This window comes from Blautia sp. LMAG:89, assembly GCF_008679485.1.
In the GTDB taxonomy this organism is placed as follows: Bacteria; Bacillota; Clostridia; order Lachnospirales; family Lachnospiraceae; genus Blautia_A; species Blautia_A fusiformis.
Genome location: NZ_NANC01000004.1, coordinates 1,001,826 through 1,025,016, shown reverse-complemented (window position 1 = coordinate 1,025,016; position 23,191 = coordinate 1,001,826). Strand labels below are relative to the sequence as shown.

The window sequence follows — 23,191 nt, the reverse complement described above, 5'->3', positions numbered from 1 at the left end:
AAAAGAAATCGAGGAGGGGACTTGCCCCCTCCCCATTAATTATATTGTATCACTTGCCAACACACTCGTCCAGGCCAAGTTTCTTCAGGGTTTCATCGGTGGGGAATGCGTTGACCCAGCCACGAGCTTCGTAGTATTCGGGCAGAGTCAGAGGCAGCTTGGAGGTCATACCGGTGGAGGGGCCGTTTACAACGGGCTCTTCCAGCAGCCGCTTGGGCAGACGATCGTCCTCAGGCTTCATACCGGCAGCCTTGTTGAACATTCTCTCGATGTTGTAGATACGGTCGCCAATCTCCAGCACCTGTTCGATGGTCCAGTTGGTTCCGGTGGCGGCGTTCAGCAGGTCGGTGTACTCCTTGGCGCCCATGGCGAAGGAGGTAAACAGACAGTGACCCATGGAGTCGATGACAGCTGTCAGATCCTGGAAGGTCTTGACCCAAGCTGCCTTTTCGTTGGTAACGGTACGATCCAGCTGCTGGGGCAGACCCAGAACTTCGGGAGAGATCATGTAGCCACGGACATGGCAGCCGCCACGGTTAGAGGTGGCGTAGGTAATGCCGATGCCCTGAATGGCACGGGCGTCGTAAGCGGGCATTTCCTGCTTCTTAACGCTCATGGAGTATTCGGGATGGCCATAGTGCTCACACAGGCGGGCGGAGCCGGAGCTCATCAGCCAGTCAAGCTCGGTTTCAGGATTGCCCATACGCTTGGTCCACTCCACCAATGCCTTGGTGGAACCCCATTCCAGAGGTACACCGGCGCACTCTTCCTCCTTGATGTAGCCTCTCTGGTACAGCTCCATGGCAGCGGCGATGGTGCAGGGGACGGAAATAGCATCCAGACCATACTCGTTGCAGAGCATATTGCACTCATCGATGACGTTCAGATCATTGTTGCCGCAGTTGCCGCCATAGGCCCACAGGGGCTCGTATTCAGGACCTCCGACGACCTTGCCATTGACATTGACCACGCGGCCGCAGGCGATGGGGCAGCGATGGCAGGCACCGGGCTTGACCAGGTATTTCTCAGCCAGAGTTTCGCCGGAGATATCGTCACCCTTGTCGTAATAGCTTTCCTGCCAGTTCTTGGTGGGGAAAGCACCGATGTTGTTGACAATGTTCACGAGAACAGCGGTACCCAGTTGCCGCAGGCCGGAACCGGTAACGGGGTTGGCCTTCAGAACATCCATAGCGTTTTTGGCTGCCACCTTCAGGGCATCCAGGTCTGCAATGTTGTCCAGTTTTTTGCGGGTTGCCTTGACCACGATGGCTTTCAGCTTCTTGCTGCCCATGACAGCACCGACACCGGAACGACCGGCGGCACGGTCTTTATCGTTCATAATGGCGGCAAGCAGCACCTTCTTCTCACCGGCGGGGCCGATGTTCAGAACGGAAACGTCAGCACCGTGCTTTGCCTTGAGCTGCTCGTCAATGGCTTCGCTCATGACACCTACATATTCCCGGGCATCCAGCAGCTCAATCTTATCGTCGTCAATGTTGATGTAGGTCCAGCCGGGAGCTTCACCTTCCACAATGATGGCATCCCAACCGGCGTACTTCAGCTTGGCACCCCAGATACCGCCGGAGTTGGAGCAGGCAATCATGCCGGTAAGGGGGGACTTTGTGCAGACCATGTAGCGGCCTGTGGAAGGGGCGGCAGCGCCGGTCATAGGACCGGTGATGTAGATCAGCTTGTTTTCCGGGGACAGGGGATCGACGGTGGCAATGCCCTCGTCATAGAGCATCTTGGTGCCAAGACCACGGCCGCCAATGAACTTGTGGGCAAGTTCCAGATCCAGAGGTTCCACTTTGATCTTGCCGGTGGTCAGATTGATGCGGGCAATTTTTTCGTAGTATGCGCTAGCCATATGCAATACCTCCATAAAAATTTGAAATTGAGCTTACAATTTGTATGTGTTTATTGAAATTGAGCTTACAATTTGTATATGTTTATTATAGTGGAAATAACAGGGGGTATCAAGAGCGGATGTGCATTTTTGTGTGAAACCGCATGAAACTGTATCATTTTATGCGAAGAGATTTTAGTACTTCGACGAAATGCCGTACAAAATGGCGTGAAATTGCACAAAATACTTGAAATATTGCGCCAAGCACTTGTGCAATTTGGAAAGAAGAAGTATAATCAATAGAAAACGATTGCAAGGAGGCGGCAGTATGGCGCAGAATCAGTCCCTGTCTACCCAGGAGGTTGCAGACATTCTCCATGTCAGCAAGTCCACCATTTACGACCTGATTCGCAAGGGAGAAATCCATTCCTATAAAATCGGGCGAAAGGTTCGTTTTACGCAGGAGGATGTGGATGCCTATATTGCCCGCTCCCGGCATGAGCATTCCACTGCCCCGGTGCAGCGCATCGATACCCACTCCACGTTGCTGACACCTGCTGAGGAAAAGGCACCGGAGATGATCATCTCCGGGCAGGATGTTGTGCTGGACATTTTGGCAAATTATCTTCATCAGGAGGATATCAACGCCGGTCGTACATATCTGTCTAGCTTTGAAGGTCTGCTGGCACTGTATCAGGGAAAGGTGGACGCTGCGGCCTGCCATCTGTATGATGGAAAAGAGTGCAATGCCTCCTTTGTGCGAAGCCTGATGCCCGGGGTGTCCGCAGTGCTGGTGAACCTGTCCTACCGCACCCAGGGCTTTTATGTTCGCAAAAGCAATCCCAAGCACATAACTGGGTGGGAGGATCTGCGCCGGGCTGACATCTCCATTCTCAACCGCCGGGTTGGTTCCTCATCCAGGATCCTGCTGGATACCCAGCTAAAAAAACTGGAAATCCCCTCCGGACAGCTAAAGGGCTACGACAAGATTATGAGTTCTCACCTTACGATGGCATCTGCCATTGCCGCAGGGGATGCGGATCTTGCCATTGGCACGGAGCGGATAACGCATCAGCTGGAGGGGCTTGACTTCATCCCACTGCTGGAGGAACGGTTCGATCTTGTTTTGCAGAAGGAATCGCTGGAAAATCCGGCTGTAGTCAAAATGCTTGCAATCCTGTCCTCACCTGTGTTCCGCAGGGAGGTGACCCACTTCTCCGGCAATGACTACCGGGACCTGGGTAAGATTATTATGGAGGTCTAGTATGCTGTATGTAAAAACGCCGGAAGAAGTTCTTGCGCTGATAGAATCGAAGTTTTTCCCGCTTGAACAGGCAGAATTTGTAGCTCTGTCTGAGGCTGTGGGCAGAGTTCTGGCGGAGGATATTGCGGCGCGGGAATATGTGCCGGATTTTGACCGCTCCACAGTGGATGGCTTTGCGGTTCGCGCCAGTGACACCTTCGGCTGCAGCGATGCCATCCCGGCGATCCTGCCCCTGCAGGCCACGGTGCTGATGGGCGAAGGTGCCGACTATCTGCTGAATGAGGGGGAATGTGTAGCCGTTCCCACCGGCGGCGCAGTGCCCAGGGGTGCTGACGGTGTGGTGATGGTGGAATACACGGAGGATTACGGCGACGGCACCATCGGTGTTGCCAAACCTGCGGCGCCGGGCATGAATCTGATTTTCCGGGGGGATGATGTGTATCCAGGAAAGGTGATTCTGCACAAAGGCCGCTCCCTGTCTTCTGCCGACATTGGTGCGCTGGCTGCCATTGGCCGGGTGCAGGTGCCGGTGGTGAAAAAAGTGACCGTGGGCGTCATTTCTACCGGTGACGAGCTGGTTCCTCCGGAGGCGCAGCCCGGCCCCGGACAGGTGCGGGACGTGAACAGTCCCATGCTGGAGGCAATGCTCTCCACATTTGGGTGCCATGTTGTCAACTATGGGATTGTGGTGGATGATGAGGCACTGCTTTCTCAAAAGGTCAATCAGGCCATTGCGGAATGTGATGCCGTGCTGCTGTCCGGAGGCAGCAGTGTCGGAGTGAAGGATGCCGCCTGCCGCATCATTGAATCCGCAGGCCAGCTTCTGCTTCACGGCATTGCCATTAAGCCCGGAAAACCAACCATTCTGGGAAAAGCCGGGAAAAAGCCCATTGTGGGTCTGCCCGGGCATCCGGTGGCTGCCTACTTTATCACAAAACTTTTTGTGCAGCCCCTGCTGGGACGGCTGATGGATCGGGACATGACTGCCTATACCGTTACTGCCAGGGTTACAGAGAGCATCAGTGCCAACCATGGCAGAGCCCAGTATCACTGCTGCCGGTTGACAGGAACAGGCGGCGAGCTTTATGCCCAACCCATTCGGGGAAAATCCGGCCTTATCACCACTCTGGCAGGGACCGACGGCTATTTCTGCATCAGTCGGGATTGTGAAGGCTTACCCCAGGGAGCGGAAATTCAGGTAACGATTACTTCAGGAGTGTGATTTTATGGGATTTGAATATTTGACCAATGTGCCGCTTGCGCAGGCACGGAAGGAATATCTGGAGCGGCTGGTAAGCGGCGGTTTTGGGTCAAAGACAGAAACCATTCCTGTCTTTGAAAGCTGCGGTAGGGTGACGGCAAAGGCAGTCTATGCCCACATCTGCGCCCCGCACTATGCCGCCAGTGCCATGGATGGTGTGGCGGTTTCCGCAAAAGAAACCTTCGGCGCGACGGAAACGACCCCTGTTACTCTAAAGCCGGACCAGTTTCTTGTGCTGGACACCGGCGACCCGATTCCGGAGGACAAAGATGCAGTCATCATGGTGGAGGACATTGTGAAGAATGGAGATGGTTCCATCACCATTCACGCAGCCGCAGCCCCGTGGCAGCATATCCGCCAGATCGGCGAGGATGTATGCGCCGGGGAAATGATTTTGCCCAGCCATATGACCGTTTCCCCGGCTGCCATTGGTGCGATGATTGCCGGCGGTGTGCTGGAAATTGAAGTGATTCGCAAACCTGTGGTGGGCATCATCCCCACAGGGGACGAGATTATCCCGCCCTGTACAGACCCGAAGCCCGGGGATATTCTGGAATTCAATGGCTCCATTTTTTCCGCAATGGTGCGTTCCTGGGGCGCAGAGGCGGTGGTCTATCCCATTGTTCCGGATAAATTTGACCAGATCAAAGAAATGGTTGCCAAAGCGGCAGACGAGTGCGATATGGTAATTCTCAATGCCGGTTCTTCTGCCGGACGGGAGGATTTCTCGGCTCGGGTCATCCGGGAACTGGGTGAGGTGCTGTACCATGGCATCGCCATCAAGCCCGGCAAGCCTGCCATTCTGGGCTGCCGGGGAGAGAAGGTCATTCTTGGAGTGCCCGGTTATCCGGTGTCCGGCATCATCGTCATTGAGCAGCTGCTGAAGCCCCTGATTGACCACTGGCTGAAAGTACCGGCAGCCACTGACACATATGTGAACGCAACCCTTACCCGGCCTGTTGTCAGCGGTCTGAAATATCAGGAGTTTGTCCGTGTTCGCATGGGCTGCGTAGGCGGCAGGCTGATGGCCAGCCCCCTGAGCCGGGGCAGCGGCGTGGTTTCTTCTTTTATGAAGGCCGATGGCATTCTGGAAGTACCCCAGGGACTGGAGGGCTACGAGGCGGGAGAGGAAGTGAGAGTCCGCCTGCTGAGCCCCTTAGAAAAGCTGCACAATACGCTGGTGGTTATCGGCAGCCATGATCCGCTGCTGGACGAGCTGGCAGATATGCTCCATTTGGAGGACTCTGCCTTGTACATCAGCTCCTCCCATGTGGGTTCCATGGGCGGTATAATGGCAATCCGCCGTGGTGAGGCGCACATGGCTGGCTGCCACCTGCTGGATACGGCTGACGGCAGCTATAACAAGGCATTTATTCGCAAGTATTTCCCCAAAGGCGGTGTGAAGCTGGTTTCCTGTGTCGGTCGTCAGCAGGGATTGATGGTGGCAAAGGGCAATCCCCTCCAGATCCGGAAATTCGCGGATATTGCAAAGGATGGCGTGCGTTATGTAAATCGCCAGAAGGGATCCGGTACCCGGATCCTTGCGGACTATTTGTGTATGCGGGAGAATGTGGATACTGCTTCTGTCTACGGCTACGATCGGGAAGAACTGACCCACACTTCTGTTGCTGCCCAGATCGCCAGCGGCAGTGCTGATGTCGGTATGGGCATCTACTCCGCGGCAAAGCTCTATGATCTGGATTTTATCCCCATCTGTATTGAGGAGTATGACCTCATTGTCCCTGACCATGCTTGGGATACCCCTATGGTTCAGGCGCTTTTGCACATCCTGAAGAGCGATGCGTTCCGGGGAAAAATCCTGTCCCTCGGCGGCTATACCGTGGATAACCCCGGACAGATTATCCCCCTATGAAAAGCGTAGATGTTGCGGTTATTGGGGGAGGAATTCTGGGCTGCTTTGCGGCCCGGAATCTGATGCGCTGGAATTTGTCTGTCGTGCTGATTGAAAAGGAATTGGATATCTGTACAGGCATTACCCGGGCAAACTCTGCCATCGTCTATGCGGGATATGACAACAAAACCGGTTCCCGGAAGGCGGAATTGACGGTTCGTGGAAATGCCTCTTTTGATGATTTGTGCCGTGAACTGGAAGTTCCCTTTTCCCGCTGCGGTTCCTTGCTGGTGACCTATGACAAGGAGAGCCTGGCCCAGCTCCGGAGAAAATGGGAGCAGGGTATCCGCAATGGCGTGCCGGGTCTGGAGCTTCTGACCGGGGGAGAGGCAGAGGCAATGGAGCCTATGCTGGCACCGGGTGTGGCAGGCGCGCTCTATGCCCCGACCACCGGAACGGTGAACCCCTGGCAATTGGGCATTGCCGCCTTTGAAAACGCTGCTGCCAATGGGATGGAACCCATGCTGGGAACCACTGTGGTGGGAATCCGGAAAACCAAGTTTGGCTATCTGGTGGAAACAGATCGCAGCGAACTGCGCTGCAGGGCTGTCATCAACTGTGCAGGACTTTTCGCGGATCGGATACAGGAGCTGTGCTTTCCCTCCGACACGCATCTTCTGATAGATGGAGCAGAATACCTGGTTCTGGACAAACAGGCGCGGAAGCCGAAGCGGGTCATCTTTCAGCAGGCACAGTCCTGCGGAAAAGGCATCACCGCTATCCCGTGTGTGGAAGGGAATCTGCTACTCAGCGGGGTACGCAAGCCCGTTGGAGAACCCTTTGCCACAACAAAAGAGGGAATATCGGAGTTGAAGACAAGTGCGGTATCGCTGTTTCCGAATCTGAATATGCAGCAGGTAATCCGCTCATTCGCCGCCGCACGGCCAAATCCTCAGCGGGATGACGGCGAGAGCATTCACGATTTCTCCATTGCGTACCCGGCTCCTGGATTTTTCAGTCTGATCGGAATCAAAACCCCGGGGCTGACCTGCGCCAACGAACTGGGCAGGTACCTTGCGGAGAAAACGGCGGCGTTTCTGGATGCACACCCGAATTCACGCTTCACGCCCCACAGGCAGGTCATTGCCAAAACAAATGACCCCGAAATCATTTGCCTGTGCGAAGGCATCAGCCGCGGAGAGATTCTGGAAGCAATCCGAAGGGGAGCTTCCACGGTGGATGGGGTCAAGCGGAGAGTGGGAAGCGGTATGGGTGTCTGCCAGGGCAGCCGATGCAGCTTTGCCATCGAGCAGATACTCCGGGAGGTCAGGCATGGGGCACTTTGATATCATGATTATCGGCGGTGGTGCAGCGGGAATTGCTGCAGCCAGAGCCGCAGCGGATGCCGGATGCAAAAGCATTGCGCTGGTGGAGAGAAAACAAAAGCTGGGCGGCATTCTCCTGCAATGCAGCCATCCCGGTTTTGGCGCCGGACTTACCGGAGGGGAATACGCCGCTGCGCTTGTGCAGGATTTCCCGGAAACGGTTACTCTGTTTTTGGGGACAACGGTGCTTTCGGTAGAACCCAATAAAACGGCGCATCTGTCCGGTGACCGGCAGATCTCGTTTTCTCAGCTGATTCTGGCAACGGGCAGCCGGGAGATTCCACTGGGGGCGCTGCCGATTGCGGGAACCCGTCCAAAGGGTGTCTATACAGCCGGTCAGATGCAGGAGATGATGAACCTCCATGGCTTTGTTCCCCAAGGTCCTGTGGTCATTTTGGGCAGTGGTGACATTGGCCTTATCATGGCATCCCAGATTGCGGCAATGGGGATTTCTGTTACTCTGGTGGAGCAGAAGGAAAACTGCGGCGGCTTGGCGAGAAACCGGCGCTGCCTGAAAGATAATTCCATCCGCCTTATTTGCAGCCAGACCATTGACGCCGTTGAGGGCTCTCCCGTACTCACAGGCTGCTGCCTGTCCGGCGGAGAGAAGATAGCCTGCAGAACGCTTCTGATTGCCGCGGGACTTGTCCCGGAGCGTGGGCTGCTGGCGGAATTGGGAATGCCGTCCTGGCTTCAGATGTGCGGCAACTGCAACACGGTGTACCCCATGGCAGAGGGCGTGACAGCCGACGGAAGAAAAGCGGGCATTGCCGCATTTCAAAAGATACGAGGTAAACTATGATTGATACATTTGGACGCAGCATCACCTATTTGCGCGTTTCTGTGACGGAATTGTGCAATCTTCGCTGCCGGTACTGTATGCCAGAGGATGGTGTCTGCAAGAAAGAGCATGCCGATATGCTCACGGAAGATGAGCTTATTCAGGCTGTGGAAGCAGCCGAGGCTCTGGGCATTACCAAGTTGCGCATTACAGGTGGAGAACCACTTGTTAAAAAGAATATCGTGTCTATCTGCCGCAGAGCATCCAGAGTTCCTGGAATTCGGGAGGTCTGCCTGACAACAAATGGCATCCTGCTCCCGGAGTTGGCAAGGCCCCTCAAGGAGGCGGGGGTCAGCCGGTTAAACCTGAGCCTGGATACCCTGGATTCTCAGAAGTATGCCCACATTACCCGCAACGGCAGTCTGGATGACTTCTGGAAGGGGTTTCATGCGGCCTTGGATGCTGACTTTCAGAAGATCAAACTCAATGCTGTGCTAATTGGCGGATTTAACGATGATGAGATCCTTCCGCTGGCGGAGCTTACCCGGAAGTATCCTGTGGATGTGCGTTTTATTGAAATGATGCCCATGTGCGACAGCTCCGGCTTTGGCCCGGAAGCGTATATTCCATTTACAAGGGTTTTGGAAGCTCTGCCGGAAGCGGTACCGGCTGCCAAAGATGGCGGTGTTGCCAAACTCTTCCACCTGCCTGGCGCACTGGGCAATATTGGCCTTATCAGCCCGGTGAGCGCCCATTTTTGCGGGGAGTGCAACCGCATCCGACTGACTGCAGACGGAAAAGTGAAGCCCTGTCTGCATTCCAATGCGGAGTATCCCCTGAAAGGGCTGGATTTCGATGGCATGAAAGCACAGCTGGAAGCAGCGATTTTGGGAAAACCCCAATGGCATGGGGATCTGGATGTTGCGCACAAATCGGGCGCCGGTCGGAATATGAATCAAATCGGAGGTTGAGTATGGCAGACTTTACTCATTTTAATGACCAGGGACGGGCCAAAATGGTAGATGTGGGGGGAAAGCCCATTTCTCAGCGCATGGCCGTTGCGGCAGGCCGGGTGTTGGTGAATGAACACACATTCGCGCTCATTCAAAGCGGCGGCATGAAAAAAGGAGATGTGCTGACCGTTGCCCAGATTGCGGGGGTCATGGGTGCCAAGCGCACACCGGATATCATTCCCATGTGTCACCCCATTTTGATGGATGGCATCAACCTGGAGCTTTCTCTGGATGAGCACAGATCCAGCGTAGAAATCAAGGCCACCGTTTCCTGTGACGGAAGAACCGGCGTGGAAATGGAGGCACTTACCGCTGTCAGCACCGCCGCTCTGACAGTGTACGATATGTGCAAAGCGGTGCAAAAGGATATGACGATCACGGACATCCGCCTGCTTTCCAAAACCGGCGGAATCCACGGCGATTACAAACGGGAGGACGAATCATGGCGTATACAGCAGCAGTGATTACCATCAGCGATAAGGGATATCGGGGCGAGCGGGAGGACACCAGCGGCCCCAACCTGGTGAAGATTCTGACGGAGAAGGGGTTCGACGTGACCTATACCGCCATCGTTCCCGATGAGGCGGAGATGATCCAATCGGAGCTTTTGAAGTGTGCAGATGAAAAGAAGATTGCCCTGGTGCTTACCACCGGCGGCACCGGCTTCTCACCCCGGGATATTACCCCGGAAGCCGCTATGGAGGTAATCCAGCGTCCGACTCCCGGTATCCCGGAGGCTATGCGGGCAGAATCCATGAAGATCACACCCAAAGGCTGCCTGAGCCGCAGTGTTGCGGGCATTCGGGCACGCACCCTGATCATTACCCTGCCAGGCAGCCAAAAGGCATCGGCAGAGAATATTCTGGCGGTCATCGACCCGGTGGCCCATGGCCTGGATATGCTCTACAGCGAGGGCAGTGCGGACTGTGCAAAATGAAAGGAAATCCCATTTCCGAGCAGGAAATGGGATTTTTTATACATCGAAACGGTTACATGAAATTCCGCATATTTTTCCGGATTTCTCGTATCAGTAAAGCTCTATTTCCGTGACACACTTGTTTTTGATGCGACCCACCAGATATTGCAGAGCATCCACCACATGGGGGCGGATATCGCCGCCGATGAGCACATACATGATGTCGTCACCAACGCTCAGTTCCCCTTCGTTCAGCCAGACCTTGATGTAGAAAATACCGTCCAACTTATAGGTTTCTGCGATGATGGCATCCACAGCTTCCTGATTGTAGGAAAACTGCATCCCCACAACGGGCCTGGTATCGGCGGCACCCTGGCGTACTTTTGCCTTGGCACTTTCCCGGACAATGCCGTTATGGGTCAGATACATGCCAATCTTAGGGGCGCTTTCGTGGGCCTTGGCCTCTTTCAGCCAGGAATCCATGGAAGGACTTGTTTTCTTGCTCATATTATAAACCTCCAATTCTTATCCGCCTGAGGATAGAAATCGTAATTGAAACTGCCTGTAAATCAGAAGCGCGGAATCATCTGAACCTTCAAAGATGACTCTGGTCTGAGGCAGTGCCAAACCGGCGATCCTGCGGGGTGGAAGGACGGTCACGGTAATTCGGCAATCACGGAACCGGTAACCATCCGCAGTGGCATGAACCTCCCTATGATGAAGGAAAAAGGTTTCTATGCGCTCTGGTTCCAAAGCCCACACTTCTTCTTTGAACATGCGATCCCCTCCTGTTTCAGCTTATCATACTATGGAGAATAGTGAAAGAACTGTTTTGGATCATTTCATATAATTTCGTATCATTTCGCACAGTCTTTGAAAAGGGCGGCTTGTATTATTTGTTCAAATATGATATAGTATCAGAAATTGATTGGTCAGTTTTCGTGAAATTGACTGATTTCCAAAGTTTGCAAAGCGGTGGACGAGCCTCTTTCCAGACTCCATGATCGGGCGCAGCTTTCGGCTGTGCTTTTGGTGTTGCGGAAACTGGCTGGTCTTTTTTATATTTCTTTATATTTAGGAGGTAAGACAATGAAAAAGATTCTGTCCATGTTGCTGGTTTTTGCCATGATGTTTGGTCTTCTTGCCTGCGGCGCAAGCAAGCCTGCTGAGGCGCAGGCTTCCACTGAGGCTCCCGCCACAACGGCTGTCCCGACGGAAGCCGCCGCTGAGGTTCCCACCCAGGCAGGTCTTGTGGTGGATACCTGCATTCTGAAGGAAGCCGACGACAAGATGCTCAACACCTACACCGTTATCGCCGTAAATCCCGAGGCACCTTTTGTGGATGCTGACGGCAACTCTGTCGCTGACGTTGCGGTGAATACCGCCGGTGCGGATGCCCTCATCCAGTGGTTCCTGACCCAGGAAACGTTGGACCTGGCCGCAAACTATGGCTTTAAAGAGTACGGTGAGTCTCTGTTCTACGTCAAGGACGGTGCCCCTGTTTATACAGGTGAGATTGCGCCCGCTACCGAAGAGACAAAGGTCATCCGCCTTTCCACCACCACTTCTGTGAAAGACTCTGGTTTGCTGGACTATCTGCTGCCCATCTTCGAGAACACTTATGGCTACACTGTGGAAGTCCAGTCTGCCGGTACCGGCAAGGCAATCTCTGCCGCCAAGTTCGGCAATGCCGACCTGATTCTGGTCCATGCCAAGAGCCAGGAAGAAGCCTTTGTTGAAGAGGGCTTCGCCCGCACTGTAGATGGCTTCGAAGCAGAGCGCATTTCCTTCCTGTATAACTATTTCGTCCTGTGCGGACCTTCTGCGGACCCTGCCGGTGTTAAGGAGGCAGCTTCCGTTCTGGATGCGTTTGCAGCCATTGCGGAGGGCAAGTATCCCTTCATCTCCCGTGGCGACGGTTCCGGCACCCACACCAAGGAGCTGTCTCTGTGGCCTGAGACTCTGGGTATCACGGAGGAGGCAGAGTCCTTCGCTCCCTACACGCAGTGGTACACCTCTGCAAACGCCGGTATGGGCGCATGTCTGGTGATGGCAGAGCAGATGCATGCTTACATCCTGACCGATAAGGCAACCTTCCTGACTTTCGTTGCCAACGATGGCATTATAAGCTGAGGAAACTCTGGGTTCATTTTCTGCGGCTGACGCTATATGTACAGTTTCCAAAAACTTGCTTTTTTGAAAAAATCTGTGTAAACTGTATCCCGTGGGGAATTTCCCCACGGGATTTTACAAAAAGAAAGGAGGCTGCACCGTGGGAACGGCCCTTCAAAAGGCGATTTCTCTTATCCTGTCTTCCGATGCAGAACTTCTGAACATTTTGAAAGTCACAGCGCAAATGAGCCTCAAAAGCTCTTTGCTTGCACTGCTGCTGGGTGTTCCGCTGGGAATCTGTCTGGGCAATAGCAAATTCCCCGGGAGAGGGCTTCTGATTATCCTGAACCGAACGCTTATGGGGATGCCCCCTGTGGTATGTGGCCTACTGTTTTACATCCTTTTCTCCGGGGTCGGCCCTCTGCGACACATGAAGCTGCTGTTCACGGTTAAAATCATGATTCTTGCCCAGGTGGCGCTGATCACCCCCATTGTTGTGGGGGCTATGGAGACTTATGTGGCGGGAGTGTCTCCGGCGATTTGGGAAACAGCCAGGGGTTTGGGGCTGGGAAGAGGAAGGACGTTTTTGCTACTGTGCAATGAGTGCCAGTACTGTATCATCTCTTCCTATCTGCTGGCGTTTTCCAGATCTATTGCAGAGGTCGGGGCAGTGTCCATGGTGGGCGGTGCCATTGCCTGGAAAACGAATGTGATGACCACAGCCATTATGCAGTACACCAATCAGGGAAATTTCTCTCTGGGCATTGCCCTGGGCATGATTCTGCTGGCGGTTTCCCTGCTGGTGAATGTTGTGATATCTCTGCTGCAAAGGAGGCTCAGCCAATGATAATTCCCGCCTTTTCCAAAACCTATGGGCAGAAAAAAGTGCTGGATTTTCCGGGAATGGAATTGCAGCCTGGAAACATATATGCGATTCTCGGAGCAAACGGAAGCGGAAAATCCACATTTTCAAAAATTCTGGCAGATGTCCTTCCGGCAGACCGGAAAATCCGCTTGGAACCAAGCATTGGCTATCTTCCCCAGAAGCCCTATGCCTTTCGTATGTCTGTCAGAAAAAACATCCTGCTGGGCGGCAGGGATATCCAGAAAGCGGAGTCCCTCGCGAAAGCACTGTCTCTGACAGAGCTGGAGCATAAACGGGCGGATCGTCTCTCCGGAGGTGAGACGGCACGCATGGCGATGGCAAGATTGATGATGGGAACATACGATGTGGTGATTCTCGATGAACCAACGGCTGCCATGGATATGGAAACCACCGCTGCCGCGGAAACTTTGATTCAGTCCTATGTGCGCCAGACCAATTGTATTTTGATTTTGGTCACCCACTCCCTGCAGCAGGCAAGGCGAATCGCTGATGAAGCGATGTTTTTTCAAAAAGGGGAAGTACTGGAGTATGGTCCTGCAGAAAGTCTGCTGTATTCCCCCACACGTGTGGAATTGAAGAGATTCCTGGAGTTCTACGGAAACTGATGACACTCCGAAAACAGCTGTCTTCGTTGCTTTTGTGCTGAAGATGGCTGTTTTGTTCTTTATAATAGTAGCCGCAAGCAGTGTTAACTTGGACAGGCTCACGCAAAAGCCATGACACCCGACCATGAAATCACCGCAAAACAGGCAGAGCTGGATAAACTGTATGATTCCTTCTCTGCAAAGTATGGACTGATCAATTCCAAAGGAAACCGGCTGGCGTTCTCGGATGACAGTTCCTACTATCTGCTGTGCAGTCTGGAAGTCTTGGACGATATCTAACCATATAGGCACCTAAATACGGGTGAAATATTGAGTTTATTTATAACCAATTAGCCTTCAGGCCGATGCTAAGGCAGCCCCGCCAAACACCTGTTATCACTACATGATAAAATCCGATGATATGACTGTTAATAAATTAATAGAACAGTATTTAGATTTAAAAACCAATTTAGCTGTATCAACAAAAGAAAATTATACCCATATATACGAAAAAAATATTAAGGATACCAAATTGGGTAAATCTAAAGTAAAAGACATAAAAAAAATGGATATTCAAGCTTTTTACGCCTATTTATTTACTAAAAGAAATTTTTGCAGAGGAACAATACAATTATATCAAAATATATTATTTCCCGCATTTCAAATGGCTGTAGATAATGACATAATTAGAAAAAATCCTTGTAATGGATGTATGAAAGAATACACCAGAGGATCTATGAGTTCCACAAAATATCCATTATGGATACCTGGTTTGAAAAACTGATGGAGAAATAATCTAGGAAAATAGTTTAAAGTTTACATGTTATGATCATGTATGAAGTTGGAACAAAATAAAAGATTGTGCTATATTATTGTTCAAGAAAAAAACTCATTGACATATTTTAATCTATTTAGGAGGATAAACGATCATGTGTACAGCAGCAACTTATAAAACAAAAGATTTTTACTTTGGACGAACCCTCGATTATGAATTCTCTTATGGTGATCAGATAGTAATTACACCACGTAATTATGCGTTTAATTTTCGCCATGTTGGCGATATGAAAAATCATTATGCAATTATTGGAATGGCTCATGTTGCAGAGGATTATCCTTTGTATTATGATGCTATGAATGAAAAAGGAGTGGCAATGGCAGGACTGAATTTTGTCGGAAATGCTGTTTATGCCGCGATTAAGCCAGATGTGGAAAATATTGCACAGTTTGAATTTATTCCGTGGATTTTAAGTCAGTGTTCTTCTTTAGTTGAAGTTCGCGAGCTTCTTGAACGAATTAATATTGTTAATACTCCTTTCAGCGAGCAATTGCCATTAGCACAATTACACTGGATCATTTCTGATGAGAATGAGTCAATTACGGTAGAATCTATGTCAGATGGTTTGCATATTTATGATAATCCAGTAGGAGTGCTTACGAATAATCCGCCATTTCCACAGCAGATGTTTCAACTAAATAATTATATGCATTTATCTCCTAAACAGCCCAGAAATACTTTCTGCGAAAATTTGGCTCTTGATGCATATAGTAGAGGTATGGGAGGATTAGGTCTTCCGGGAGATCTCTCATCTGCCTCACGCTTTGTACGTGTAGCTTTTACAAAGGTAAATGCAATTTCAGGTGAATCAGAGGAAGAAAGCGTTAGCCAATTCTTCCACATTCTCGGATCTGTGGATCAGCAACGAGGATGTTGCGAAGTAGCGGATGGAAAATATGAAATCACATTGTATACGTCGTGTTGTAATGTTACAAAAGGTATTTATTATTACAATACTTATGAAAACCATCAGATCAGTGCAGTAGATATGCATGTAGAAAATCTGGATAGTGATAAAATGATTTGTTATCCAGTAATTCAAGGAGAACGAATCAACTATCAAAATAAATAATGTTTTGAAATCAGGGATGAGGTAGAAAGGAAAGTTCCATGACAAAAGATGAAGTAAAAAAACTCAGGATGAACAGTCCGGAATCACTACAGTTTTTAAATAATGCTACAAAATTTTATAATTTAATGATGATGTATCGTTGTGCTATTAGGGAGATACAAACTAAACTTGAGGTTTTGGATGATGAATTTTCAGTTGAGAACAATCGAAATCCTATTTCTTTTATAAAAACAAGAATTAAGCAGCCCAATAGTATTTACGATAAATTGCAGAAGATGGGATATGAATTTACAACAGAAAATATACAGACATATCTCAATGATGTAGCAGGCGTTCGAATAGTTTGTGCGTTTATTGACGATATTTATATGATATCAGATTTGATTACCCAACAGGATGATATTAAAGTTATTGAAATAAAAGATTATATAAAAAATCCAAAATCGAATGGTTATCGAAGCTATCATATGATTGTTGAAATACCAGTATTTTTTGCTAAGGGTAAAACACCTATGCGTGTAGAATTACAGATTCGAACCAATGGTATGGATTTCTGGGCAACATTGGAACATCAACTTCGCTATAAAAAAGGAATTGAAGAAATGCCTGGCTATGATGAGATAAGTGAAGAATTACTTCATTCTGCAAGAGCTATCATTGAAGCAGATAATGAAATGCAGAGAATAAAAGACAAAATTGGTATGTTCCACGAAATTTAGGGAGAAAACTGAGCAAGTAGGAAGGTGGAATATATATGAAACAAGATACTTTAGAGGGCAAAGCAAAAACAAAAAATGGGGTAAAACGGCTGTGTTTTTCCATAATCTGCATTCTTCTGGAAGTGATTTTTATTATTACTATCGTAACACGCTTGAATGAATATGCAGAAATCATAAATTTATTTACAAGGATTTTGAGTGGGATCTTGGTTTTGGGATTGTACGCATCAAATAAGACATCCTCTATGAAAATGCCTTGGATCATCTTAATTCTAATTTTCCCAATTATGGGTGTAGGCCTGTATTTGTTGATTGGTTTGAATGGTGGCACACATAAAATGCGTGAGCGATATGCAGAAATTGATAGCAAATTGTTACCAATGCTTCCGGACAGTCAGGAGTGTTTGAGCAAAATAAAAGAAACAATTCCGAAAGCAGGAAATATAGCAAGTTACATACAAAGAAATTCGCAGTATCCAATCTATCAGAATACGGATATTGTGTATTTTGATGAAGCAGTGAAAGGATTAGAGGCACAGCTTAAGGATTTGGAGAAAGCACAGAAGTTTATCTTTATGGAATATCATGCGATAGAAGACGCTGAAGCATGGCATAAGATTCAAGATGTTCTGGAAGAGCGAGTAAAAGCAGGTGTGGAAGTTAGAGTATTCTACGATGATATGGGTTCTATAGGCTTTATTAACACAGATTTTGTGAAAAAGATGGAGGCAATAGGAATTCATTGCCGTGTATTCAATCCGTTTATGCCAGGTTTAAATCTGTTTTTGAACAATCGTGATCATAGAAAAATAACAGTTATTGATGGAAAAGTCGGATTTACAGGTGGATATAATCTAGCAAACGAATATTTTAATTACACACACCCGTATGGACAGTGGAAAGATACAGGTATTCGTTTAGAAGGAGATGCTGTTCAGTCGCTTACGGTGACATTTTTGGAAATGTGGAATGCAGTAAGTGATAAGGATGCTAATGATTCTGATTTTAGTAAATACCTTTTCCACTATGATTATGCGGCACAGCAAACTGGTTTTGTTCAACCTTATGCAGACAGCCCTATGGATAATGAGCAAGTAGGAGAAGAAGTTTATATCAGTATGATAAATAAAGCTGAAAAATATTGTTGGTTTATGACTCCATATCTAATCATAACAGATGAAATGACGCATGCGTTATGTCTGGCTGCTAAGCGAGGGGTAGACGTAAGAATTATCACACCTGGTATCCCTGATAAAAAATTCATTTATAATATAACTCGTTCTTTTTATCATGGATTAGTTAAACATGGTGTTCGTGTTTATGAGTGGACTCCTGGTTTCTGTCATGCAAAAATGAGTGTGGCAGATGACTGTATGGCAACTTGTGGAACAATTAATCTGGATTATCGAAGTTTATATCACCATTTTGAAAACGGCTGTTTTATGGCAGATTGTCAGGCAGTTGTGGAAATAAAAAATGATCTGATAAGAACGATGGGAGAATGTCGTGATGTGACAGACCAATATCAAACCGGACGAAGTGCATATTTGCGACTGGGACAATTATTTATGAGATTATTTGCTGGATTGCTATAAGAATCTGATGAAACGACCTTTCAAAAAACAGTTGATTTAGAAGTTAACTGTTTTTGAAAGGCCGTTTTTGCTATATCTAACAGTCTGTTGTACAAAGAAGATTTTGCATGGATGAAAAAAACAAACCTTGTTGAGGTTAAATTGAGATTGACTTTGTATTGTATAAGTATGAAATAAAAAGGAATCAGGTGATGTACAATGAAAAAGCATAAAATATGTAAAATCCTTCTTGTTATACTGGCAATTTTTTTATGTGTGGCTTTTTATGAATTGCTCGGAATCTGCGTTGCATATAAAAAACAGCCGGAAGTGTCCAATACAACCAAAAAAGAAACAAAAAATGGGTTATGGAACGAATGCAGTGAAAATACAGAACGGGCAGTAATCATAGAAAAGAATCCAGAAGCGCTTTTACAAAGAGTGCGTTTGATCAAGAATGCAAAAAAGGAAATTATTCTTTCTACTTTTGCATTTCAATCCGATGAAAGTGGAAAATTGATCTTAGGAGCACTGCATGATGCGGCAGACAGAGGTGTGCATGTTCGTCTGTTAGTAGATGGAATGGAGAGCTGGGTTGATATGGAAGGCAATCCGTATTTCTATGGATTATCTTCCCATGAGAATGTTGAAATTAAACTGTATAATAAGGCCAATCCGTTGAAACCATGGAAGATGATGGGGAGAATGCATGATAAATATTTGATTGCAGATGGTAAGACATATATTCTTGGTGGAAGAAATACATACAATTATTTCCTGGGTGATTTTCTGGGACATAAGAACTATGACAGAGATGTGTTAGTGGTTTGCGATGAACCTGAGAAAGAAAATTCAGTTAACCAGTTGTTAGAGTATTTTGAAACGATATGGGAACAAGAAGACAGTGGTTATTTTCATGACAATAAAAAACTGGCAAATAGAAAATCTGTAAAGAACGCAGTTTTAGAGCTGCAGAACGGCTATCAGAAATATTTTGAAGAGAATAAGGAAAGAATCTGCGATACCGATTACACGGACGAAACTTTTGAGACAGAAAAGATTGCATTGGTATCAAATCCTATTCACACAGCTTCCAAGGAACCAGTAGTCTGGTATCAGCTGGGAGAATTGATGAAAAGTGCGAAGAATCGTGTAAAGATTCATACACCATATATTATCTGTAATGATATGATGTATAATACATGGGAGGAGATTGCAGAGAATGTTCCAAATTTTTCAATCATGACAAATTCGGTTGCAAATAATGGCAATCCATTCGGGTCTGCTGATTATGCAAAAAATAGAAATAAGATTTTAAATACAGGAATTGACATCTGGGAATATGAAGGCGGTTATTCTTACCATGGAAAAAGCATCCTGATCGATGATGATTTATCTGTGATTGGTTCCTTTAACATGGATATGAGAAGTACGTATCTGGATACGGAACTGATGCTTGTAATACGTAGCAAAGAAATCAATAAACAGTTGGAAGAAGGAATGATGGAATATGAAAAAGTATCCCGACAGGCATTAGAAGATGGCACGTATCATGATCCGTATCATGTAAAACCGATTGAATTAACAAAAAAACGTCAGAGAAATGTGTTTTTGGTACAGCATCTGCTTGGATGGGCAAGATATCTGTTTTAATAGATAACAGGGAGGAAGGAAAACGTGTTTCAGATATTAATTGTAGAAGATGATAAAGAATTAAGCCAGCTATTTCAGAAAGTGCTCGAGAAGAATGGTTATCAGGTTAAAAGTGCACCGGATGGAGCTCAGGCATTAGAAGTATTGGATAAGGAATATATTGATCTGATTATTTCCGATATCATGATGCCGGTTATGGATGGTTATGAGCTGGTGTCGGAACTTCGTTCAGCAGGATACCAGATACCGGTACTTATGATCACTGCAAAAGGAAACTTTGATGACATGCGCCAGGGATTTCTTTCTGGAAGTGATGATTATATGGTAAAACCGGTAAATGTGAATGAAATGGTTTTAAGAGTAGGAGCACTGCTTCGCCGTGCACAGATACTGAATGAACACAAAATTGTGATCGGTTCAACAGAGTTTGATTATGATGCAATGACGGTTACAACTGATAAGGAAAGTCTTGTTTTGCCTAAAAAAGAATTCCTGCTTTTATATAAGCTTGCAGCTTCGCCAGGCAGAACATTTACAAAACAACAGTTGATGGATGAAGTTTGGGGATACGAGACGGAGGCAGACCCACATACGATAGAGGTACATATAGGAAGAATCAGAGAGCGTTTTAAAGATAACCCTGATTTTGAAATCGTAACAATGCGTGGAATTGGATACAAGGTGGTGAAAAAATAATGGAACAAAAGAAAGAAAAAGGATTGCGGATCCGATCCTGTCTGACTGGTGCAATCTGGCTGGCACTTGTATTTTCAACAGTCATATCTGCTTTATTATTTGCTTTTTTGAATCATTTTTTTAATCTGCCGGGCAGCATACCTGTGCTTGGCTGGCTTTTGATTTTCAATACATTGATTGCAGGGCTGATCACTTCCTTTATTAATGCAAAGTTACTGGAACCAATTACCAGACTTAGTAAAGCAATGAAGGAAGTTTCTCAGGGAGATTTTGAACAGCATTTGGAAACGAACAGCCGTATAGCAGAAGTTGGAGAATCTTATCAAAGTTTTAACGTTATGACAAAAGAACTTCGTGCAACAGAGGTGCTGCAGATGGATTTTGTATCTGATGTTTCTCATGAGTTTAAGACCCCGATTAATGCCATTGAAGGATATACAATGCTGCTTCAGGGAGAAGAACTGTCTCCGGATCAAGAGGAATATGTAGAAAAAATCTTATTTAACACCCAAAGACTTTCCGGATTGGTTGGTAATATTTTGCTGTTATCCAAGTTAGAGAATCAGAATATACCAATGAAAAAAACAGAATATCGTCTGGATGAACAGATCCGCCAGGCATTTCTTTCATTGGAAACAAAATGGACAGAAAAAGAAATTGGTTTTCAGGTAGAATTGGAGGAAGTTAAATATACTGGGAATGAAGGACTTTTTATGCATATCTGGATAAATCTTTTGGATAATGCGATTAAGTTCAGCCCTTCAAAGGGGACAATTACGATGTTTCTGAAACAAGAACAGGATTCTGTTAAGTTCATTCTGGAAGATGAAGGACCCGGAATAGAGGATGATGTAAAATCCAGAATATTTGACAAGTTCTATCAGGTAGATGGATCTCATAAAGCAGAAGGAAATGGCCTAGGTCTTGCACTTGTAAAACGGATTGTAGATAGTGCCGGAGGAACAATCAAAGCAGAAAACCGTGAATATGGTGGATGCAGATTTGTTATAGAGCTGCCAAAGCAGAAAGATGAGATTATATAGTTTTAAGATAAATTAGAAGATGGGAGGATTTATATGACATTTTATCAGGAGTTGCAGTTAAATCAGGCAGGTTCTAAAAACCTGTTGAAAAAGAGTGAAACACTAAAAGAAAAATTATATCATATGTGGGTATATCTGGTGAAGATAGCTGTTACAATGGCATTTTGTTTTTTCTTTGTTAGTATTTTCAGCATCCTATTTGGAAATGAGAACAGCATTGTAGGTGTAGTAGTCTTATTATGTCTCATGGTGTTTAGAAATGCGGATCTGGGGATCCACACCGGACAATCTACGATGCTTTTGGCTTTGTTCTTTGTAATTATGACTGTATGTCCGCATTTAGCAAATCAGTTTTCACCGGTATTGGGAATGCTGTTAAATATTGCGGCACTGGCTGTGTTGATTCTGTTCGGATGCCATAATCCATTCATGTTTAATCAATCTACATTGGTTCTTGGGTATCTGCTGCTATATGGTTATGATGTTACGGGAAAAAGCTATCAGATGCGATTAGTCGGAATGGCTTTAGGTGCAGCACTTACCTGCTTCGTATTTTATCGAAATCATAAAAACAGAACTTATAAAAGAAATCTGAAAGATCTGATACAAGAATTTGATATCACTTCTTCCAGAACAAAATGGCAGATATGTCAGATTTTATGCGTACCGATTGTCCTTTGCATTGCAGAACTTTGTAATATGCCACGTGCAATGTGGGCTGGTATTGCGGCCATGTCCGCGATTTTGCCGTTTATGGAAGATATGCACTACAGAGTCCGTAAAAGGATTGTCGGAAATATTGCAGGTGTTATATGTTTTACAGTATTATATTTTCTGCTTCCTTCGTCAATCTATGCATATATAGGAATTCTTGGTGGAATCGGTGTAGGATTTTCAGCACAATATGGCTGGCAGGCAGTATTTAACACATTTGGTGCTTTAGCCATTGCTGCAGAGACTTATGGACTACAAGGAGCGGTTAGTCTTAGAGTGATTCAAAATGTTTTTGGTGTTGTGTTTGCTTTAGCATTTTGTGTTATATTTTATTGGTTTATGTCTAAAAAAAAGGAAAGTGAGATGACCGTACATGCAGAGTGAAGTGAATCAGGAAGAAAATTTGAATAGAATTATTACGGTTCCTAATCTTCTTTCTTTTTTTCGGCTTTGTCTGATTCCGGTAATTATATGGAGTTATTGTGTAAAGAAAAATCCTCTGTTAGCTGGTGAAATCTTATTGCTGTCTGGTCTTACGGATCTTGCTGATGGATATATCGCAAGAAGATTCCATAGGATTAGTAATTTAGGAAAAATACTTGATCCGGTGGCTGATAAGCTGACACAGGCAGCGATGTTAATCTGTCTGTTTACTCGTTTTCCGCATGTGCTTCTTTTAATCGTAATAATGGCAGGTAAGGAGCTGTATATGGTAGTCAGTGGATGTCTTGTGATACGAAAGACAGGAAAAGTACATGGTGCAGACTGGCATGGAAAGATAGTAACCTTTTTATTATATGGAACTGCAGCGGTGCATATTATATGGTTCCACATTACACCGATGGTATCAGATCTGTTGATTGGTTTGTGCGCTATAATGATGGTCATATCGGTCGCTCTGTATATTATCCAGAATACCAGGACTCTTAAGGAAGAGACTGTATAAGCAATTTTATATTGCAATGACTAGAAAAATATTTAGGAG

24 protein-coding genes are annotated in these 23,191 nt (G+C 46.9%); 21 read left to right on the top strand and 3 right to left on the bottom strand.

The window, feature by feature from the left end:
• Positions 1-49 precede the first annotated feature (49 nt).
• Positions 50-1,867, bottom strand: a complete 1,818-nt coding sequence (locus CCC70_RS08765) for an aldehyde ferredoxin oxidoreductase family protein (RefSeq protein WP_287084657.1) — start codon at positions 1,865-1,867, stop codon at positions 50-52.
• Between the two features lie 307 nt (positions 1,868-2,174).
• Here CCC70_RS08765 and CCC70_RS08760 point away from each other — a divergent pair, with 307 nt between their 5' ends.
• The 8 genes from CCC70_RS08760 to CCC70_RS08725 are packed head-to-tail and all read left to right on the top strand — an operon-like array spanning position 2,175 to position 10,339.
• On the top strand, positions 2,175-3,110 hold the full coding sequence (locus tag CCC70_RS08760; protein ID WP_118771670.1) for a substrate-binding domain-containing protein: 936 nt from the start codon (positions 2,175-2,177) through the stop codon (positions 3,108-3,110).
• Complete coding sequence (locus CCC70_RS08755) at positions 3,070-4,332, top strand: molybdopterin molybdotransferase MoeA (protein WP_287084656.1); 1,263 nt, start codon at positions 3,070-3,072, stop codon at positions 4,330-4,332. The genes CCC70_RS08760 and CCC70_RS08755 overlap by 41 nt, the downstream gene beginning before the upstream one ends.
• A gap of 4 nt (positions 4,333-4,336) precedes the next feature.
• Positions 4,337-6,244, top strand: a complete 1,908-nt coding sequence (locus tag CCC70_RS08750) for a molybdopterin biosynthesis protein (RefSeq protein ID WP_287084655.1) — start codon at positions 4,337-4,339, stop codon at positions 6,242-6,244.
• Positions 6,241-7,569 carry an NAD(P)/FAD-dependent oxidoreductase gene (locus CCC70_RS08745; protein WP_287084654.1) on the top strand — a complete coding sequence of 443 codons (1,329 nt, stop codon included), beginning with the start codon at positions 6,241-6,243 and terminating at the stop codon, positions 7,567-7,569. Before CCC70_RS08750 ends, CCC70_RS08745 begins: the two co-directional genes overlap by 4 nt.
• On the top strand, positions 7,556-8,410 hold the full coding sequence (locus CCC70_RS08740; protein WP_287084653.1) for an NAD(P)/FAD-dependent oxidoreductase: 855 nt from the start codon (positions 7,556-7,558) through the stop codon (positions 8,408-8,410). The genes CCC70_RS08745 and CCC70_RS08740 overlap by 14 nt, the downstream gene beginning before the upstream one ends.
• Complete coding sequence (gene moaA / locus CCC70_RS08735; RefSeq protein WP_287084652.1) at positions 8,407-9,360, top strand: GTP 3',8-cyclase MoaA; 954 nt, start codon at positions 8,407-8,409, stop codon at positions 9,358-9,360. Before CCC70_RS08740 ends, moaA begins: the two co-directional genes overlap by 4 nt.
• Before the next feature lie 2 nt (positions 9,361-9,362).
• Complete coding sequence (gene moaC / locus CCC70_RS08730) at positions 9,363-9,866, top strand: cyclic pyranopterin monophosphate synthase MoaC (RefSeq protein ID WP_287084651.1); 504 nt, start codon at positions 9,363-9,365, stop codon at positions 9,864-9,866.
• Positions 9,845-10,339: a MogA/MoaB family molybdenum cofactor biosynthesis protein gene (locus tag CCC70_RS08725; RefSeq protein ID WP_158439157.1), complete on the top strand. Its 495-nt coding sequence runs from the start codon at positions 9,845-9,847 to the stop codon at positions 10,337-10,339. Before moaC ends, CCC70_RS08725 begins: the two co-directional genes overlap by 22 nt.
• Before the next feature lie 90 nt (positions 10,340-10,429).
• On the opposite strand, the gene CCC70_RS08720 is transcribed toward CCC70_RS08725, so the two are convergent.
• Together CCC70_RS08720 and CCC70_RS08715 are read right to left on the bottom strand one after the other, a co-directional pair.
• Entirely contained in the window at positions 10,430-10,825 is a 396-nt protein-coding gene (locus CCC70_RS08720) for a molybdenum cofactor biosynthesis protein MoaE (RefSeq protein WP_287084650.1), read from the bottom strand.
• A gap of 18 nt (positions 10,826-10,843) precedes the next feature.
• Positions 10,844-11,095, bottom strand: a complete 252-nt coding sequence (locus CCC70_RS08715) for a hypothetical protein (RefSeq protein WP_287084649.1) — start codon at positions 11,093-11,095, stop codon at positions 10,844-10,846.
• 312 nt (positions 11,096-11,407) lie between these two features.
• Here CCC70_RS08715 and CCC70_RS08710 point away from each other — a divergent pair, with 312 nt between their 5' ends.
• From CCC70_RS08710 to CCC70_RS08650, 13 genes are all read left to right on the top strand, one after another.
• A complete protein-coding gene (locus CCC70_RS08710) occupies positions 11,408-12,451 on the top strand; it encodes a substrate-binding domain-containing protein (protein WP_287084648.1) in 1,044 nt (347 codons plus the stop codon).
• A gap of 139 nt (positions 12,452-12,590) precedes the next feature.
• A complete protein-coding gene (locus CCC70_RS08705) occupies positions 12,591-13,277 on the top strand; it encodes an ABC transporter permease (RefSeq protein ID WP_287084647.1) in 687 nt (228 codons plus the stop codon).
• Positions 13,274-13,921, top strand: coding sequence for an ATP-binding cassette domain-containing protein (locus CCC70_RS08700; protein WP_118771658.1), 648 nt, complete (start codon positions 13,274-13,276; stop codon positions 13,919-13,921). The genes CCC70_RS08705 and CCC70_RS08700 overlap by 4 nt, the downstream gene beginning before the upstream one ends.
• Positions 13,922-14,032: 111 nt before the next feature.
• Positions 14,033-14,200 (top strand): hypothetical protein, encoded by a 168-nt coding sequence (locus CCC70_RS08695; protein ID WP_287084646.1) that lies wholly within the window; start codon positions 14,033-14,035, stop codon positions 14,198-14,200.
• Positions 14,201-14,321: 121 nt separating this feature from the next.
• Positions 14,322-14,684 (top strand): phage integrase SAM-like domain-containing protein, encoded by a 363-nt coding sequence (locus tag CCC70_RS08690; protein ID WP_287084645.1) that lies wholly within the window; start codon positions 14,322-14,324, stop codon positions 14,682-14,684.
• Positions 14,685-14,829: 145 nt separating this feature from the next.
• Positions 14,830-15,807 carry a choloylglycine hydrolase gene (bsh, locus tag CCC70_RS08685; protein ID WP_270391942.1) on the top strand — a complete coding sequence of 326 codons (978 nt, stop codon included), beginning with the start codon at positions 14,830-14,832 and terminating at the stop codon, positions 15,805-15,807.
• A 38-nt stretch (positions 15,808-15,845) separates the two neighbouring features.
• Positions 15,846-16,526 carry a GTP pyrophosphokinase gene (locus tag CCC70_RS08680; RefSeq protein ID WP_005360232.1) on the top strand — a complete coding sequence of 227 codons (681 nt, stop codon included), beginning with the start codon at positions 15,846-15,848 and terminating at the stop codon, positions 16,524-16,526.
• A gap of 35 nt (positions 16,527-16,561) precedes the next feature.
• Entirely contained in the window at positions 16,562-18,121 is a 1,560-nt protein-coding gene (cls, locus tag CCC70_RS08675; RefSeq protein WP_055053948.1) for a cardiolipin synthase, read from the top strand.
• A 198-nt stretch (positions 18,122-18,319) separates the two neighbouring features.
• Entirely contained in the window at positions 18,320-19,753 is a 1,434-nt protein-coding gene (locus tag CCC70_RS08670; RefSeq protein WP_270391939.1) for a phospholipase D family protein, read from the top strand.
• Positions 19,754-19,777: 24 nt separating this feature from the next.
• On the top strand, positions 19,778-20,449 hold the full coding sequence (locus CCC70_RS08665) for a response regulator transcription factor (protein ID WP_118516153.1): 672 nt from the start codon (positions 19,778-19,780) through the stop codon (positions 20,447-20,449).
• Complete coding sequence (locus CCC70_RS08660; protein ID WP_117910575.1) at positions 20,449-21,492, top strand: HAMP domain-containing sensor histidine kinase; 1,044 nt, start codon at positions 20,449-20,451, stop codon at positions 21,490-21,492. The genes CCC70_RS08665 and CCC70_RS08660 overlap by 1 nt, the downstream gene beginning before the upstream one ends.
• A gap of 33 nt (positions 21,493-21,525) precedes the next feature.
• On the top strand, positions 21,526-22,590 hold the full coding sequence (locus tag CCC70_RS08655) for an FUSC family protein (protein WP_092071115.1): 1,065 nt from the start codon (positions 21,526-21,528) through the stop codon (positions 22,588-22,590).
• Complete coding sequence (locus CCC70_RS08650; protein WP_055057096.1) at positions 22,580-23,152, top strand: CDP-alcohol phosphatidyltransferase family protein; 573 nt, start codon at positions 22,580-22,582, stop codon at positions 23,150-23,152. The genes CCC70_RS08655 and CCC70_RS08650 overlap by 11 nt, the downstream gene beginning before the upstream one ends.
• Positions 23,153-23,191 lie beyond the last annotated feature (39 nt).